This is a genomic window from Mycobacterium sp. 1482292.6 (genome assembly GCF_001672995.1).
GTDB classification, from domain to species: Bacteria; Actinomycetota; Actinomycetes; order Mycobacteriales; family Mycobacteriaceae; genus Mycobacterium; species Mycobacterium europaeum_A.
Map to the genome: position 1 here is coordinate 14,928 of NZ_LZKV01000039.1, position 16,660 is coordinate 31,587.

General features: G+C 67.7%; 17 protein-coding genes. 3 read left to right on the top strand and 14 right to left on the bottom strand.

Annotated features, from left to right (window positions below; all coding sequences use genetic code 11):
* Positions 1-5: 5 nt before the first annotated feature.
* From A5624_RS03050 to A5624_RS03060, 3 genes are all read right to left on the bottom strand, one after another.
* A complete protein-coding gene (locus tag A5624_RS03050) occupies positions 6-641 on the bottom strand; it encodes a cutinase family protein (RefSeq protein WP_066861335.1) in 636 nt (211 codons plus the stop codon).
* A gap of 142 nt (positions 642-783) precedes the next feature.
* Positions 784-1,290: a hypothetical protein gene (locus A5624_RS03055; RefSeq protein ID WP_066861338.1), complete on the bottom strand. Its 507-nt coding sequence runs from the start codon at positions 1,288-1,290 to the stop codon at positions 784-786.
* 85 nt (positions 1,291-1,375) lie between these two features.
* The gene (locus A5624_RS03060; RefSeq protein ID WP_066861341.1) at positions 1,376-2,047 is read right to left on the bottom strand and encodes a TetR/AcrR family transcriptional regulator; all 672 of its coding nucleotides are present in this window, start codon (positions 2,045-2,047) and stop codon (positions 1,376-1,378) included.
* 205 nt (positions 2,048-2,252) lie between these two features.
* Here A5624_RS03060 and A5624_RS03065 point away from each other — a divergent pair, with 205 nt between their 5' ends.
* A complete protein-coding gene (locus A5624_RS03065; RefSeq protein ID WP_066861344.1) occupies positions 2,253-4,019 on the top strand; it encodes an amidohydrolase family protein in 1,767 nt (588 codons plus the stop codon).
* Between the two features lie 43 nt (positions 4,020-4,062).
* Here A5624_RS03065 and A5624_RS03070 read toward each other — a convergent pair whose 3' ends face one another.
* On the bottom strand, positions 4,063-4,662 hold the full coding sequence (locus A5624_RS03070) for a TetR/AcrR family transcriptional regulator (protein ID WP_066861346.1): 600 nt from the start codon (positions 4,660-4,662) through the stop codon (positions 4,063-4,065).
* Positions 4,663-4,781: 119 nt separating this feature from the next.
* Between A5624_RS03070 and A5624_RS03075 the strand changes: the two genes are divergently transcribed.
* A complete protein-coding gene (locus tag A5624_RS03075) occupies positions 4,782-5,327 on the top strand; it encodes a bifunctional 2-polyprenyl-6-hydroxyphenol methylase/3-demethylubiquinol 3-O-methyltransferase UbiG (protein WP_066861348.1) in 546 nt (181 codons plus the stop codon).
* 16 nt (positions 5,328-5,343) lie between these two features.
* Here the strand turns inward: A5624_RS03075 and A5624_RS03080 are convergent, their stop codons facing one another.
* From A5624_RS03080 to A5624_RS03095, 4 genes are all read right to left on the bottom strand, one after another.
* On the bottom strand, positions 5,344-6,717 hold the full coding sequence (locus A5624_RS03080) for a DEAD/DEAH box helicase (protein ID WP_066861450.1): 1,374 nt from the start codon (positions 6,715-6,717) through the stop codon (positions 5,344-5,346).
* 274 nt (positions 6,718-6,991) lie between these two features.
* Positions 6,992-7,342 (bottom strand): SH3-like domain-containing protein, encoded by a 351-nt coding sequence (locus A5624_RS03085; protein WP_066861350.1) that lies wholly within the window; start codon positions 7,340-7,342, stop codon positions 6,992-6,994.
* Positions 7,343-7,356: 14 nt separating this feature from the next.
* Entirely contained in the window at positions 7,357-8,073 is a 717-nt protein-coding gene (scnC, locus tag A5624_RS03090) for a thiocyanate hydrolase subunit gamma (RefSeq protein WP_066861353.1), read from the bottom strand.
* Entirely contained in the window at positions 8,070-8,930 is an 861-nt protein-coding gene (locus A5624_RS03095; protein ID WP_066861356.1) for an SH3-like domain-containing protein, read from the bottom strand. Before A5624_RS03095 ends, scnC begins: the two co-directional genes overlap by 4 nt.
* Positions 8,931-9,034: 104 nt before the next feature.
* Between A5624_RS03095 and A5624_RS03100 the strand changes: the two genes are divergently transcribed.
* Positions 9,035-9,874: an enoyl-CoA hydratase-related protein gene (locus A5624_RS03100; protein WP_066861359.1), complete on the top strand. Its 840-nt coding sequence runs from the start codon at positions 9,035-9,037 to the stop codon at positions 9,872-9,874.
* On the opposite strand, the gene A5624_RS03105 is transcribed toward A5624_RS03100, so the two are convergent.
* From A5624_RS03105 to A5624_RS03130, 6 genes are all read right to left on the bottom strand, one after another.
* On the bottom strand, positions 9,871-11,580 hold the full coding sequence (locus A5624_RS03105) for an FAD-binding protein (protein ID WP_066861362.1): 1,710 nt from the start codon (positions 11,578-11,580) through the stop codon (positions 9,871-9,873). The genes A5624_RS03100 and A5624_RS03105 overlap by 4 nt on opposite strands.
* Entirely contained in the window at positions 11,577-12,926 is a 1,350-nt protein-coding gene (locus A5624_RS03110) for an aromatic ring-hydroxylating dioxygenase subunit alpha (protein ID WP_231998007.1), read from the bottom strand. The genes A5624_RS03105 and A5624_RS03110 overlap by 4 nt, the downstream gene beginning before the upstream one ends.
* Before the next feature lie 76 nt (positions 12,927-13,002).
* Positions 13,003-14,532 (bottom strand): acyl-CoA synthetase, encoded by a 1,530-nt coding sequence (locus A5624_RS03115; protein WP_066861368.1) that lies wholly within the window; start codon positions 14,530-14,532, stop codon positions 13,003-13,005.
* Positions 14,533-14,539: 7 nt separating this feature from the next.
* Entirely contained in the window at positions 14,540-15,412 is an 873-nt protein-coding gene (locus A5624_RS03120; protein WP_066861372.1) for an enoyl-CoA hydratase-related protein, read from the bottom strand.
* A gap of 19 nt (positions 15,413-15,431) precedes the next feature.
* Positions 15,432-15,668 (bottom strand): biotin/lipoyl-containing protein, encoded by a 237-nt coding sequence (locus tag A5624_RS03125; RefSeq protein WP_066861375.1) that lies wholly within the window; start codon positions 15,666-15,668, stop codon positions 15,432-15,434.
* On the bottom strand, positions 15,661-16,659 hold the full coding sequence (locus A5624_RS03130; protein ID WP_066861377.1) for an alpha-ketoacid dehydrogenase subunit beta: 999 nt from the start codon (positions 16,657-16,659) through the stop codon (positions 15,661-15,663). Before A5624_RS03130 ends, A5624_RS03125 begins: the two co-directional genes overlap by 8 nt.
* Between the last annotated feature and the right edge of the window lies 1 nt (position 16,660).

A 16,660-nucleotide genomic window follows, 5' to 3' on the forward strand; every position in this document is an offset into this window, starting at 1 on the left:
CCCGCTTACGAGAGGCGCTTGGCGGCGAAATCGGCCGCCTGGTCGACCATGCCTGCCTCGACGTACTGCCGGTGCGCGGCGGGGTTGCCCCCGTCGGAACACACCGGATCGCCGGGCACGCACAACTCGAGGGTCTTCGCCGCGTACAGCGGCCCGATGGTCACCGGCGGCTCGTTGATGATGCTCATGAACTGGCTCGACGGCTTGCCGAACAGCGCCACCGCGGCCACGTGGTTGGCCACCTCGGCCGGCATCGGCTGCAGCGCCTGCACCAGGTGCACGCCGTCGGGTACGGCGCTTTCGGTGACGAAGCCCATCACCGCCGCGCCCTGCGAGTAGCCGCCCAGCACCATCTTGGTGCGCGGGCAATTCGCGGCCATCTGCTCGACGTGATTGCCGGCGTCGCTGATGCCGTCGGCGGCGGTGGGAAAGTCGGTAGTGGCCGGATAGTTGACCGGATAAACCCCCACCGACTTCCCGCCGACGTGCGAACGCAGGGTGTCGACGAAGCTCTGGCCGATGCGGCCGATACCTGGGGGCTCGGTGGTGCCCCGGGCGAACACCACCTCGACGTCGGGGCATGGTTCTGCGGACGCCGGCTCGACCGGGCCGATCAGCAGAGCCGAAAACGGCGACAGCACAGCACAAGTCAACACGGCGAAAGGATGGGCCTTCACATCGCGATCCTGCCACAGGACGCCGCCGCGCGCGCGTCGTGCGGATCGTCCCCGCCCCGGATGTGACGAAGACCTCCACGTCGACTGGTCACGTCGACGAGCTGCGCTACCTGTGGGCGCGACCCTGCCGCTTCGCGCGGAACGCGGACTGGGCGGCGTGCAGCGCTCCGCGGAATGTGTACGCGGCAGCCACCACGCACAGCAGGATCAACACGACGAACATCGGCAGCCAGTTGTCCCTGCTGTGACTGACGTTCCACCAGACGATCGTGAAGAGCACGGCACAGAGCAGCAGGACCCCGTCCCGCCAGTTGCCGTGGTAGGACAGCGCGGCCCGGCGCAGCACGCGGCTGCGGTCCGCCGCATCGATCAGGTCGTCGACGCGACCCTCGATGCTGCGCCGCAATTCGGCGCGCCTGTCGACGTCTTCGGGCGGGAGTCGGTCGAGCAGGTCCATGTCCTGCTTGATCGCTTCGCGGTAATCACGACCCCGGAATTGCCCGGCCGCCACCGCGAGCAGCGCGCCACCAAAGATGGGCGCGCTGTTCAGCGCGACCTGTGCCAAACCCACCACGTCGAGGCCTCCTTCGATCGTTGGACAGCGTCGGCCCATTGAGGATTAGCGCATCGCCCGCGCGCGACTTCAAGACATAACGGCGAATGTGTATGGTCAAAATCGCCGCTCCGACCGCCCGGGATCAGGACGCTTTCGAGGACCGGCGGCGCGTTGGGGCCGGCTCGGGCGCGCCGAGGGCATCCATGGCGCGGACCAGCTGCGGGTAGGCGATCGCCGGCCCGATCCAGCGGCTGAGGTAGCGGCGCAGATCGTCGCCGGTGCGCGGTGGCCGTCCCGGGTCCGCCAGGAAGGAATGCAGAACCCGCAGCGAGAATTCGTTCAGCTCGTCCAGGCCCGCTTCGTCGAAACCGTAACGCTCCCAGTCGATGTCGTAGCGGTGCAACATCGAACGGCCGAACGCCAACGCGGTATCGGAGACGATCGACACCTTCTGGCCGCCGCGGTGGCGCTGGTTGAGCACGAATTCGACCTGGTTGTCCGAGGCGAGCTCTTCGACCGCGAAAGCCATGCCTTCGGTGATGGCCACCACCGGATCGGTGACACCTTCGAGATGGGCTGCCATGCGATCGAGGAAGCCGTCGGCCGACCGCATCGCCGACGCCACCAGCAAGGCCTGCGTGCCGGGAAAGTACCGATAGACGGTCTGGCGGGTGACCCCCAGCGCGCGTGCCACGTCGGCGATCCGCATCGCCGAGCCGCGTTCGTCGATGATCTTGTCTGCTGCGTCCAGGATGCGCTCGATCGCCTCCGCGTCCGAGGCGGGGGTGTTTCCCGCCCAACCGTGACTGCGCATGATTAACGGACGGCAAACCCGTAGCCGATGAACCCCACCGCTGGATCATATCGTCTGCCGGGGCGTCATCGGTGCTGGCTAACCGCGCGGTCGGGCGCCGATTACGCGGCAAGACAAAACGGGCATTATGTATGATCACTGCGGAACTCCGAGGCAGCGGCCCGACGGTCTCCCCACGCGCCCGGCGCAACAGAAAGGCCGACCGATGCAGTACGACACCGTGATCGCCAATGGACGCTGGTTCGACGGGACGGGCGGGCCGTCGGCCTACCGGGACATCGGCGTGCGGGACGGGCGGGTCGTCACCATCGCCAAGGGCCCGCTGGACACCACCGGCGCCCGGGTCATCGACGCCACCGGTCAGTGGGTGATCCCCGGCATCATCGACATTCACACCCACTACGACATCGAAACCCTCTGTGAGCCGGCGCTTTCCGAATCGCTGCGACACGGCGTGACGACCGTGATGTTGGGGTCCTGCTCGCTGTCCACGGTGTACCTGGACAATGTCGACGCGGGCGACATCTTCGGCCGCGTGGAGGCGATTCCGCGGCGCTATGTCATCGAGCAGCTCAACGCGACCCGGTCGTGGAACAGCCCCAAGGAATATGTGGCCGCGCTCGAGCGGCTGAACCTGGGCCCGAACATCGCGGCGTTCATCGGGCACTCCGACATGCGCGCCGCCACGATGGGCCTGGACCGGGCGACCCGCAAGGACGTCCGCCCGTCGGCGGCCGAACTCGCGCGGATGGAGGCGATGCTGGAAGAGGCGCTCGACGAAGGCTTCGTCGGGTTGTCCTCGCAGCAACTGCTGTTCGACAAACTCGACGGCGAGGTCTGCCGGTCGCGCACCCTGCCGTCGACCTATGCCAAGCCTCGCGAGCTGCGGCGCCTGAACGCCATCCTGCGGCGGCGCAATAAGATCCTGCAGTCGGGCCCCGATATCAAGAACCCGCTGTCGATCGTTTCCCAGTTGGCCACCTCCCTCGGGGTGGGGCGCCGCCGGTTGAAGACCAGCCTGCTCTCGGCCGCCGACGTCAAGTCCCTGCCGCCCGTTATCTACCTGATGGACTGGCTGGCGCGGATGGTCAACGCGCTCGGCGCCGATTTCCGCTGGCAGCATCTGCCGGTCCCGTTCGAGGTCTACGCCGACGGGATCTCGCTGGTGATCTTCGAGGAGTTCGGCTCCGGCGCCGCGGCCCTGCACCTACAGGACGAGATCGCCCGCAACGAGCTGATGCGCGACGAGGACTACCGGCGGCAGTTCCGCAAGGACTACGACCAGAAGTACGGCCCCCGGGTGTGGCACCGCGACTTCTTCGATGCCGACATCGTGGCCTGCCCCGACGAATCGGTCGTCGGTAAGTCGTTCGGGCAGGTGGGCCTGGACCGCGGCGGCCTGCACCCGGTCGACGCGTTCCTCGACCTGGTGCTCGAGCACGGCGAAAAGCTGCGCTGGCGCACCACGATCTCCAACCACCGGCCCGAACTGCTCAAGAAGCTGGCGCAAAGCCCGGGCGTGCAGATGGGGTTCTCGGACGCGGGCGCGCACCTGCGCAACATGGCCTTCTACAACTCCGGGCTGCGCCTGCTGCGCCACGTGCGCGACGCCGAGAAGCGGGGCACGCCGTTCATGTCGATCGAGCACGCCGTGCACCGGCTCACCGGCGAGCTCGGCGCCTGGTACGAGCTCGACGCCGGCACCCTGCGGGAAGGCGACCGCGCCGATATCGTCGTGATCGACCCCGAGAGGCTCGACGACTCCCTCGACGCCTATGCCGAACATCCCGTCGAATCCTACGGCGGGCTGTCGCGGATGGTGAACCGCAACGACGCCACCGTCACGGCGGTTTTGGTGTCCGGCAACCTCGCGTTCGGCGGCGGCAAGGCGTCGCCGGAGCTGGGCGAGAAACGATTCGGTGAGTTCCTCCGGGCGGGCGCGTCGGCGCGAAAGCCTGCCTACGCCGGCTAGCCGCGCCGATTGCACGGGGGTTTGTGCTGGGGCGCCGCAGTTTTCAGGCCACCGACGCACCCAGGATGAGGTTGACCGCCTCGTCGAGCTGCCCGGAGATCTCGGCGAAGCTGACGAACCGGGCGGTCATCAGCGCACCCGAAAAGGTCATCTGCAGCGTGGATCTCACGGCGCGGGGCCACCCCGGACCGAGCGCGGCCGCGATCCGCTTGGCCACTTCCTCGCCGATCTGTTCGCGAAGGGGGGTGACCGCCGGATCATCGGCCATCAGGGCCGCGCCGCAGGCGGCGGTCAGTTCCGGCTCGTCGGCGACGACGACCGCCATGTCCCGCAGGGTTGCGCTCACCCGGGTTTTGGTCGTCTCGTTGACGTCGGTGTGCAGCGGCAGGTCCCGCAGGAAGCGCAGATACACCGCCGCCACCAGCGCACTTTTCGACGGGAAGTAGGTGTAGGCGCTGGCCGGCGACACCCCGGCGCGCGTCGCCACCGCGCGCATCGTCAGATTCGCGTACGAGGATTCCCGCAGCTCCGCCAGCCCGGCGTCGAGCACCTTGCGGATGGTCTGCCCGGGCCGGCGGTCGGATCGGCGGGCCGCGCCGACCGTTTTCCCGGCGACCGCCGGGGACGACGCATCTCTAGACACCCGTCCAGTGTAGAAACGGGTCCTGCCACCAACAACTTCCATCGCGGGCGGTCGGCGCGAGCGCGGGATCCCGATAACGGACAAGTGTCCAGAAGAAGCCGGGTTCTAGAGTGGCGGCTATGGGCGAAGCGGACCGGCGTCGCTGGGACGATCGGTACGCGGCCAAGGGGCCGCCACCGTTGAGTTCGGTTGCGCCTCCTGGCGTTTTCGCGGGCCACGCGGATGTGTTTCCCGCCGCGGGGCGGGCCCTCGACCTGGCCTGCGGGCAGGGGACCGGCTCGGTCTGGCTGGCGGCACGCGGCCTGCAGGTGCTGGGCCTCGACGTCTCGCCGGTGGCCATCGCCCACGCGCGGGCACTGGCCCAGCGGGCCGGCGTGGGTGACCGCTGCCGCTTCGACGTCGTCGATTTCGACGCCGGCCTGCCGGCGGGGGCGCCGGTCGATGTGATCCTGTGCTGCAAGTTCCGCGACCCCCGCCTCGACCGGGCGATCGTCGATCGGCTCGCGCCGGGGGGGCTGCTGGCGATCGCCGCATTGAGTGAGGTCGGGGCGAGCCCGGGTCCCTTCCGCGCCGTGGCCGGCGAACTGCCCGCCGCGTTCGCCGGCCTGGAGCTGATCGGCGCCGGCGAAGGCGACGGTCAGGCGTGGCTGCTGGCCCGGCGCTGACCGCCGCGACCGCGGGCTAGCCGGTAGCGCCCTGCGCGCGGCTGGCGCGGCGGCGATCCGGCCGTCGTCGAGGCGCAGCGGTGCGGTGCGACATCGCCGATTCCGTGGGGGTGGGATTGGTCCTCGGCGACCTGCTGGTCCGGCGGCGCCGCTGCCCGCCGGAGTTGGCCCGATGCTGCACCGGCGCGTGCGAGGGCGCCCGGGCCGGCGCGGGGGCCTGGTAGGGCGCGACCTCGCCCACCAGCGCCTGCACCGCCTCGGACGCGGCGGTTACCTGCACCGGGGCGACCTGGATGCCGGCCTTGCGCATCAGCAACTGGGTGTCACGGCGCTGCTCGGGCAACACCACGGTGACCACGTCTCCGGCGCTGCCCGCCCGCGCCGTTCGCCCGGACCGGTGCAGATAGGACTTGTGCTCGGCGGGCGGGTCGATGTGCACGACGAGCTCGACCTCGTCGACGTGCACGCCGCGCGCGGCGATGTCGGTCGCCACCAGCACCCGGGCGCCGCCCGAGGCGAACATCGCCAGGTTGCGCTCGCGTGCCGGCTGAGACAGGTTGCCGTGCAGGTCGACTGACGGAACTCCCGATTCGGTGAGCTGCCTGGCGAGCTTGCGGGCCTGATGCTTGGTGCGCATGAACAGAATCCGCCGACCGGTGCCGGAGGCGAGCCGGTGCACCACCTCTTTCTTGGCCTCGGCGTTGGCGACGTGGAAGACGTGATGGGTCATTTCGGGCACCGGCGAGTTGGGCTCGTCGACCGAGTGCAGCACCTCGTTGCGCAGGAATCGCTGTACGAGCTTGTCGACGCCGTTGTCCAGGGTGGCCGAAAACAGCAGTCGCTGGCCGTCTTTCGACGTCGCGGCCAGGATCCGGGTGACGCCGGGCAGGAAGCCGAGATCGGCCATGTGGTCGGCCTCGTCGATGACGGTGATCTGCACGGATTCCAGGCTGATCAGCCGCTGCTTCATCAGGTCCTCGAGCCGGCCCGGGCAGGCCACCACGATGTCGACGCCGGACTTCAGCGCGGCCACCTGGCGGCTTTGCGAGACGCCGCCGAAGATCGTGGTGATCCGCAGGCCGGCGGCATTCGCCAGTGGCTCGAGCGTCGCTGTGATCTGCGTCGCCAGCTCCCGGGTGGGGGCCAGCACCAGGCCCGAGGGCCGCGAGGGGCGCCGGCTGCCCGACGCGAGGCGGCTGACGAGCGGGATGGAGAAGGCCAGGGTCTTGCCGCTGCCCGTCTTGCCGCGACCGAGCACGTCGCGACCGGCCAGGGTGTCGGGCAGGGTCTCGATTTGAATCGGGAAGGGATGGGTGAGGCCGCGCTTGGCGAGCGCATCGACCAGGTGGGTGCGCACGCCGAGATCGGCGAAAGTCTTACTGGTGGTCACTTTTCGGTGCCTTTCGGGCATCGGTGGTGCCGCGCCGGAGGCGAGAACGCCGCGCGGCATCGGCACGAGGTGGCGAGATTGCCGGATGGCAAAATCGATCGCCGCGAGACAAGCTAGTGCGCGATGCACGGATCATCTAGGTGACAAGCGCGATCTTTTCGCTGGCACCGGAGGGATGAGGAAGCGTTCCACGACGGTGTTGGCATGCAGTGTCATGAAGCCAACGTTGCTGCCAGCGTAGCGTATGCGACGCCGAACGGCTAAATGGCGTAGCTCACTCTTCGAGCCGCGCACGAACGGCCGCCAGCCGCGCCGCCAGCTCGTCTTCGTCGATGACGCCGCGCGCCACCAGCGAGTGCGCCAATGCCACCAACCGATTCTCCGGATAGGGCAGGCCCGCGTAGACGGTTGCCGACAGCGCGTCCTCGTCGCTGCGCCGCTCGGCGAAACTGAGTACCTGTGCCCCGCAATTACTTTGATCGAGGGCATCGCAGATGCCGTCCAGGCTCGTCTGCCACGGGGGCACCGGGTTGCCGACGCCGTGTTTGGCCGCCATGCGGCTCCAAATCTGGTTGCGTTCAACGATTTTCGTCAGCGGCGCGATGCTGGAGTGTTCGATGCTCATCGATGCGCCCCGGGTCAGTCGCCGACGGGGTGTACGGCCGGGCGCGTCTGGGTGACGGCGTTGGTGGTCACCCCCGGCTTGGGCAACGCGACGCCGATCAGGCAATCGCGCGTGATTATTTCGACGAGTTGGTCCTCGGTCCAGCCCTGCGTTCCGTCCGGCCGGACGGGCATCACCATGAACCGATGCTTCTGGTTGGAGTCTTCCACCCGGATCTCGACGTCCGCCGGGAGTATCAGGCCGAATTCCGCGAGCACCTGCCGCGGCCAGCGCACGATGCGGCGCCGATAGTTAGGGGTGCGGTACCACTCCGGCGAGTTGCCCAGAATCGGGCGCGGGTAGCACGAGCACAGCGTGCAGACGATCACGTGATGCAGCGTCGGGGTGTCTTCCAGCACGTGCAGGGCGGTGAAGTCACTCGGCGTTCCGAACCCGGTCGGTTCCAGCCAGTCGACCCCGACCTCCTTGCTGGCCGCCAGCGCATCGGTGCGCACCAACTCCTTGAAGTCGGGATCCAGCCACGCCCGGGCCACCAGGCGGGCGGCCGGCGTGGGGCCGATTTGTTCCGCGTACTCCGTCATCAGGCGGTGTTCCTCGGCGGTGAAAATGCCCTTCTCGATGCACAATTCGCGAAGCGCGATCTCGAGGACTTCGAAATCGGTGATCTCGTCCACCATCGGCGCGGCCGTACGGTCGTGATCGTGATCGTGGTCGTGGTCGTGGTCGGTCATGATGACGTTCCTTCAGAGGTCGCGGCCGCCTGCAGCCATCGCTCGGGAAGCTCAGTCTGCAGCGAGTCATGGAAGGGACCGGTGTAGCCGGGCCACAGTTCGGACATAGTGAACCGGACGATGTAGAACCACTCGGGTTGTTGGTCCGGCGCGTCCCACGTCTCGTCCTCAGCGGCGGGGCTTTCGTACGAGACGACCGCGATCTCGCCCGTCGCCCCACGCACGTACTCCTGCGTGCGGGTGTAGAGCAACACCGGCAGATCGCGGACCACGACCTTGTCGCCGACGTTGAACTTCGGTGCGCCGGCCTGTCCGGCGTACACCTGCGGGTCGCCTTTGCCGACGGCGTGGCGGTGGTGCCGGTTGCGTGAGACGGCGGCGGGATCGCCTTCGGACTTGGGCTTGGCCTGCAAGGGATTTCCGCGCAGGCCGTCGGCATAGCGGGCCCTGACCTCGGCCATGCGTTCGGCCAATTCGCTGAGGCCGATGTGGTGCTTTTCGACGAGGACGCGTGCGACGGCAAGCAGCCACCGCCCGTAGTAGGGCAGTCCGAGGTAGATGGTGCGGCCCAGGTCGACGTTGCCCATCCGGCGTCGTTCCTCGGACAACCAGATCCCGCGCCAGCCGAGCACCTCGCACAGCACATAGGTGTTGTGCTCCCAGATCTCGTACTGCTTGTTCTCGAACTCGATGGGAGCGTCCGGCTCGCCGCCGACGTCGTGGGGGGTCTTGACATAGGCGTTGAAGCGTTCGTGGTCAATGAGATCCGGCGTGGGAGCGTCGGGGAGCTCGGGGTAGGACGATTGCAGCCGGGCTATCAGGTCGAGCTGTGCGGCTCGGTCCGACGCAGTCGTCATCCCAGCTCCATTCGACTAGTCCAGCGCCTTCGTACACTTCACTCTTCCGGCGGACATTGCGCAACCGCAAAGCGAATGTCGCCGTCTCCGGTAACGTCACCGCAATGGAGCGGCGCGTCCTGGAAGCGGTCATTTATGAGCGTGAACCGCCGATTGCGCGGATCATTCTGAACCGGGTGGACAAGGCCAACACCAAGGACGCGGTGCTGGTCGGCGAGGTCGACAGTTGCCTGCACGAGGCCGACCGCGACAAGGACATCAAGGTCGTCATCCTCAAGGCCAACGGCAAGGGATTCTGCGGCGGCCACGTGGCGCGCTGGGGCCCGGACGAAAACCCGTATCCGGATTTCGGGGACACGTTCGAGGACCTCTACAAGGGCACCGCCGATCTGTTTTTGTGGCCCACGCTGTACCTGTGGGAGTTTCCCAAGCCGACCATCTCGCAAATCCACGGCTACTGCATGGGCGGTGGCATCTATCTCGGACTGCTGACCGACTTCTGCGTCGCCTCCGAGGACGCGTATTTCCAGATGCCGCTCGCCCAGAGCCTCGGCGAACCCGGCGGGCACACCATGATCGAGCCGTGGCTGCTGATGAACTGGCATCGCACCATGGACTGGCTGCTGCTGTCGCCGACCCTGACCGCGCAACAGGCGCTCGAGTGGGGCCTGCTCAACCGGGTAGTGCCGCGCGACGACCTCGAGGACACGGTTGAGGAGATGGCGCGCAAGATCGCCCAAATCCCGTTGACCACACTGATGGCGGTCAAGAACAACGTGAAGCGCGCGTGGGAACTGATGGGCATGCGGGTCCATCTTCAGGTCAGCCACATCCTGACCAACATGGTCGGCGCCGCGTCCGACGTGCAGGCGCGGCGCGCCGAGCTGATGCAGTCCGGCATGAAGCCACGCGAATTCGTCGACAAACCCGAATCGCCCGCCTAGCGGCTCATCTCACCGGCGATCTTGCGTCCGGCGGCATGGCGCGCGGCGACGTACCCGAACACCATCGAGCTGGCGATGCTCGCGCCGGCGCCGGGATAGGTCCGGCCCATCACCGTCGCGGTCGTGTTGCCGGTGGCGTACAAACCCTCGATCACCCGGTCCTGTTGGTCGAGAACCTGCGCGTGTTCGTTGGTGATGACGCCGCCGCACGTGCCGACGTCGGCCGGCAGCACCCTGGTTGCGTAGTAGGGGGCGGTGTCGAGCGGGCCGATGGCGGCGTTCGGCCGATAGCCGGGGTCGCCGAGGCAGTCGTTGTAGGCGGACTGGCCGCGGCCGAAGTCGGGATCCAGCCCCTTGGCCGAGAATTGGTTGAATCGCCGAATCGTGCGCGCCAGTTCGTCGGCGGGAAGATCGATCTGGCGGGCGAGGTCGGGGATGCTCGCCGCCCGGGTGACGGCACCGGATTCGATCAGCTCGGCCGGCAGCGGCTGGTTTCGCTTCAGGGTTTTCAGGGGGCTTGCGCTCGTGACGTATCTGCGTACGTATCCCTCGTCGAAGATCATCCAGCACGGCACCGCCTTGTTGGCGTACATCGCCTTGCCGACCTCGACGTAGGAGTTGGACTCGTTGCAGAACCGCCGCCCGGTCGAGTCGACGTAGATGGCACCGGGACGCTGGCGTCCCGAACCGAGCGAGGCGGCGACGGCGCCGCCGTTGGCGATGAAAACCGAAGGCAGCCACCAGGCCTCGTCCAGCAGGTCGGTCTTCGCGCCCAGTCGCATCGCCGCCTCGAGGACCTCGCCGGTGTCACCGGCGTTGGCGATCGACCACTTCCCCTCGTTGGGCTGGTTGCCGCTGTAGCGGCGGCGCATCTCCTCGTTGTGACCGAAACCGCCGGCGGCCAACAGGACTCCCTTGCGGGCCTCGACGGTCAGCGGCCGTCCGTCGCGGACGACGCGCACGCCGACCACCCGGCCGTCGTCGACGACCAGATCCGTCATCGCGGCTTGTGTCCACAGCGGGGGATCACCGTCGCTGAGATCGATCAGCGCCTTGAGCATCTGGGCGATCAGCGAGGCGCCGTTGGTGAGGAGCTGACGCCGCCGGGCCCGGGCGATCGCGGTGCGCAGGAATACCCGCGCCGCGACGGCGAAGGCGCGCGGTGCGCGGTTGAAATACTGGACCGACCGTAACTCGTTGGTCAGCACCACATATCCGTAGTTCTTGGCCAGCGGCGGCTGCACCTTGTCGCTCCAGTCGCCGAGCCGCGCGGCGTCGAACGGGATGCCCTCGACGGCGCGACCGGAGGCGTTGCCGCCCTTGTGGTTCGGGTAGTAGTCGCTCCAGCCCGCGCAGCGGATCAGCGCCACGCCCTTGCGGGTGAGGAAGTTGATCATTTCGAAGCCCGCGGTGAGGAACATTTCGCGTCGTTCGGGTGAGGAGGGCGCGCCGATGTCGCCGACCACGTCGGCCAGGTAGGCCAGGCCCTCCTCATGGGAGTCGGCGATGCCGTCGGCGCGCATCAACGGGTTGTTCGGCAGCCACACGATGCCGCCCGACAGCCCCGTCGAACCGCCGACCAGCGGCTGCTTTTCGATGATCAGCGGTTCGAGGCCGCAGTCCAGTGCGGCCAGCCCGGCGACCATGCCGCCCCCGCCGCTGCCCGCGATGACCAGGTCCACCGAGTGGTCCCACCGGCCGGTCATCGCGCCGCCGCGCCGAAGCCGAGGTCGACGATCGGTACGTCGATGGTGGTGTTGGTCTTTCCGATGGCGGGCAGCAGCGTGGTGTAGGGCAGCCCGGCCAGGAAGCCGTCGATGACGCGTTCGAAGTTCGAGATCAGCCCCTCGATCTGATCCGACAACCGCATGAAGTCAAACCCCCTGGAATGCAGGCCCTTCTGTTGTCGGGGCAGGTTGGAGAAATCCTGGGCCGGGATGGGCGGCCACCGCGGGTCGTCGGGTGCCATGGGTTCGGGAGGCGTGGGCTTGCCGGCCGAGGCGTCCGCGGGATACCGGGTCAGCGACCAGATCTCGAACAGCGTCTCCTCGGGACCCAGCGGGCGGATGCGGTACGAGGAGGCGCTGCTGTAGGTGGGCAGGATGAAGTGGTGCGGGAAGGCGAATCCGATCGCGTCGGTGATCCCGCGCCGAACCAGCTCGTTGAGGTCGGGCATGGTGCTGCCGCGGGCGCGATGCCAGTTGACGACGGCGTCGTTGAGCGCGTCGCGCCACCCCGCCATCGCCGCGGCCGGGTCGGCCGGCAACTCGATGTGCTGCAGTCCTTCGGCGATGCGAATGTCGTTCTCGTGCGTCATGCCACCCATGCCGGCGCCGAGCGTGCGCATGAAATACAGGCTGCTCGCGACGACGGGATGCACTGCCGCGCAGGGCTGTCCGGTCTGTGCCGACGGCAGCAGCTGCGGATGGGTCTGCGGGACGTGGTAGCCCTCCATGAACGCCGCGGTCGCGAGTTTCCAATTCACCGGCAGCCGGCACGATTGCCACCACTCCACCCGCAGCGACTCCACCCGCCACGCGTCGTAGATCGAGGCGAACGGTTCCATCCAGTCGCGCAGTGCCGGTGCGTCGTCGTCGAGGTTGATCCACGCGCAGCCACCCCAGAGCTCGCAGCGCACCGCGACGAGTTCCAGGTCGTCGGGACGCAGGTTCTCTTCGGCGAACGCTTCGGGGCGCAGCACGAAGGTGTTGCGCCCGTCGATGCCCCAACACCAGCCGTGGAAGGGGCAGACGAACGTGCGCCGGTTGCCGTTGCCTTCCACCAGCTTCACGCCGCGATGCCGGCAGGCGTTGTGGTAGGCGCGCACGGTGTCCTGGTCGACGCGCACCACGATGATCGAGTCATCGAGGATCTCGTACTCCACGTAGTCGCCGGGCTTCGGGATCTCCTCGAGCCGGCAGGCCATCTGCCACACCCGGGGCCAGAACAGCTGCGCCTCCAGCGCGTAGAACTCCGGATCGAAGTAGCGCTGCTTGGGGATTCGATCGGCGGCCTGGACCGCCCACGGCACCGGTAGCGGCGTCCAATTCACCGCCGACCCGCGGGGGGTGTGCGGGTCGGAAATCTCGTTGCCCATTCCTATAGCCATCTCGTCATCCCTTGTCACATCACAAGATCCGCGACACCCGCCCTTGCCAATAGCGGTCGCGGATGCGTCTCTTGTAGAGCTTGCCGTTGGGGTCGCGCGGCAGGGCGTCGAACTCGACGGTGCGGGGGCACTTGTACCCGGCCAGGCGGGTCCGGCAGTACTCGATGAGTTCTGCCTCCAGCTCCGGCCCGGGAAGGACACCGTCGGCCGGTTGCACGACGGCCTTGACCTCTTCGCCGAATTCGTCATTGGGGATCCCGAACACCGCCGCGTCCACCAGCTTCGGATGCATGACGAGCAAATTCTCGACCTCTTGCGGGTAGATGTTGACCCCGCCGGAGACGATCATGAACGTCGAGCGGTCGGTGAGGTACAGGTACCCGTCGGCGTCGACATAGCCCATGTCGCCGAGCGATCGCCAGCCGCGGTCGTTGGACACCGATGCGGTCTTGGCGGGGTCCTTGAAGTATTCGAAGTCCGGTCCACCCTCGAAATAGAGTTCACCGGATTGGCCGACGGGAAGCTCCCGCCCGTCCTCGCCGACCACGTGCACCGGGGCCATCGGAATGCCCACCGAACCGGGATGGTCGAGCCACTCCCGTGGCCCGATCGTCGTGCCCGCGAAACCCTCTGTGCCGCCGTAGTATTCGTGGATGATCGGGCCGAACCAGTCCATCATCCGGTGCTTCACATCGACCGGGCACGGTGCCGCCGCGTGGATGACGCACCGCAGGCTCGACACGTCGTAGCGCCGCCGGACGGCTTCGGGCAACTTGAGCATGCGCACGAACATGGTCGGGACGAACTGCGCGTGGGTCACCCGGTGGGTCTCGATCAGGCGCAACACCGCCTCGGCGTCGAATTTGGGCATGAGGACGGTCGCGGCGCCCACCCGGTTGGCCGCCATGGTGTAGTTGACGCCGGCCGCGTGATACAGCGGCGCGGGGGACAGGTACACGCTCGAGGAGTCCATTCCGTATTTGTGAATGAGCGCGAGCTCGAGCACCGACTGCGCCCAGGATCCGTTGCCGTCGGCGGGAAGCGGTCGCCGCACCGCCTTGGGCCGCCCGGTGGTCCCGGACGAATACAGCATCTCTGACCCGTCCGACACCGGTGGGGCCTCGCCGGCCGTCGCCAGCGCGTCGTCGTAGGACCGCCAGCCCGGCAGCGCGCCGCCGACCGAAAAGCGGGCGACCACCGCGGCGTGGGCGGCACCGATGTGCGCGGCCAGTTCGGGCATCGCGGCATCGACGAACACCGCCTTGGCGTCCGAATCGTCGATGACATAGCTGACCTCGTCGGGCAGGAAATGGGTGTTCACCGCGGTGTAGTAGAGGCCGGAAAGCTGAGCGCCCCAGGTGATCTCGAGAAACTCCGGCCGGTTGGGCAGCACCAGCGCCATGCCATCGCCGCGTCGCAACCCCGCCTCGTGCAACGCGGCGGCCACCCGCTTGCTGCGGGCATGCAGTTCGCCGAACGAGATCGTACCGCCGTCGCTGATCAGGGCCGGCGACGCTGCGGCGGCGATCGCGTGGTCGGCGATGTTCACCAGGGGCCTAAGTTGTTGCGGCGCCGTCGGTCTGGGCGGCGGCCGCGGCCTGGCGGCGGGCGTGCTCGGAGGGCAGCACCTTGTCCTTGAACACGGTCTGGATCAGCTGTTGCACGTCCTTGCTGATGGAGGCCAGCGCGACGAGGTCGTTGGAGCTCTGCCAGTGCACCCGCATGCCCATCAGTTCCCAGGCGCGTTTGAGGTTGGCCTTGGTGAGCATCAGGGTCGTCAACGGCGCCTGGGCGATGTGGCGGGCGATCGCGTCGACGCGGTCGTCGAGGTCCTCCCGCTTGACCACCTCGTTGACCAGGCCGACCTCCAGCGCCTTCCGGGCGTCGATCACCTCCGCGGTGAACAGGTAGTAGGCGGCGCGGCGCCAGTTCATGAACACCCAAGGCTCGATGGAACATTCACCCGACGGCATGCCGAAGCCCTGCAGCGGCGGGTAGGAGAAGTAGGCGTCCTCGGAGGCGATGACGATGTCGGTGGTCAGGCCCAGGTGCGTGCCGCCGCCCACGCAGTAGCCGTGCACCTGCGCGATGGTGGGCTTGGAGAACTCCCACAGGTTCAACGTCGGCTTGACGAACAGGTCCGACTGCGCCTTCCACGGGTGGCCGGTCACCATGGCGTTCTCGACGAACGACGGGTAGTCGACGGCGTTGTTGCCGATGGCGTGCCCGGAGCAGAAGCCCTTGCCGTTGGCTTTGAGCACCAGCACCTTGATGTCGTAGTCGCGGTCGGCGTCGGCCAGCGCGGCGTCGACCTCTTCGGCCAGCTTCTGGTCCTGGGCGTTGGCCTTCTCCGGCCAGTTCAACGTGACGCGGGCGATCGGGCCGTCCTTTTCGTAGATGATTCTCTCGCGGGTCTCGTTGAGATCCATCGGGCTCTACCTTTCCTCGTTAGGACGTGATGACGCCGATTTCGGCGCCGATGTCGTAGGTGGTCCCGACCTGACCCGTCCAGCGCACGGTGCCGGATGCCCCCGCTTCGATTTCCTGTTCCACCTTCTCGGTGGCGACCACATAGATCGGCGTGCCCTCCTCGACGTGTTCGCCGGCTTCGACCAGCAGGCCGGTGAGTTCGGCCTCGGACACCGCCACCGATACCCGGGGGATGCGAATGATGAAGTCAGCCATGCACCTTCGCCTTCTGACAGGTGCGCTGCGCCGCTGCGACGATGCGCGCCGGCGACGGATACACCTGTGCCTCGAGCGCGGCGGCGGCCGGGTTGGGCACGAATCGCGCGGCGACCCGCTCGATGGGTGCGGCGAGTTCGCCGAACAACTCGGTCGACAGGATCGCGGCGATTTCGGCTCCGGGACCGGCGAATTGGACGGCGTCGTGCACGATGACGGCCCGGCGGGTGCGCCGGACGGATTCGACGATGGTCCCGACGTCAAGCGGCACCAGGGTGCGCAGATCGACGACTTCGGCATCGACACCCCGCTCGGCCAGGGTGGCTGCCGCGGCAAGCGCGTCGTGCACGCAGCGTCCGTAGCCGATCAGGCTCACGTCGGTGCCGGGCCGCTTGATATCGGCCTGGCCCAGCGGGATCGAGAAGCCGGGATCGACGGGCACGAACCCCTTCTTGCTCTGCAGCCGGATTGTTTCGACGAACAGGCAGGGGTCGGGGTCGAAGATCGCCGTCGTCAACAGGCCTTTGCCGTCGCGCGGGGTGGACGGCACGATCACCTTCATCCCGGGGACGTGCATGAACCAGGCCTCCAGGCTCTGCGAATGCGTCGCACCGGTGGCCAGTCCGGCGTATACCTGGGTGCGCACGGTGATGGGCGCCGACGTGCGCCCGGCGGTCATGAACCGCAGTTTGGCGGCGTTGTTGATCAATTGGTCGGCGGCGATACCGATGAAGTCCATGATCATGATCTCGGCGACCGGCAGCAGCCCGTCGATGGCCGCGCCGATGGCCGCGCCCAGGATGGCGGCCTCCGAGATCGGTGTGTCCAGCACGCGTTCGTGACCGTATTTGGTCGACAACCCCGCGGTGGGACCGGACGCACCGGGATCGGCGATGTCCTCGCCGAGCAGGAACACCCGCTCGTCGGCCTCGAGCGCCTGATCCAGCGCGAGGTTGAGGGCCTCGCGCATCGTCATCTCCTGATCGGCCATG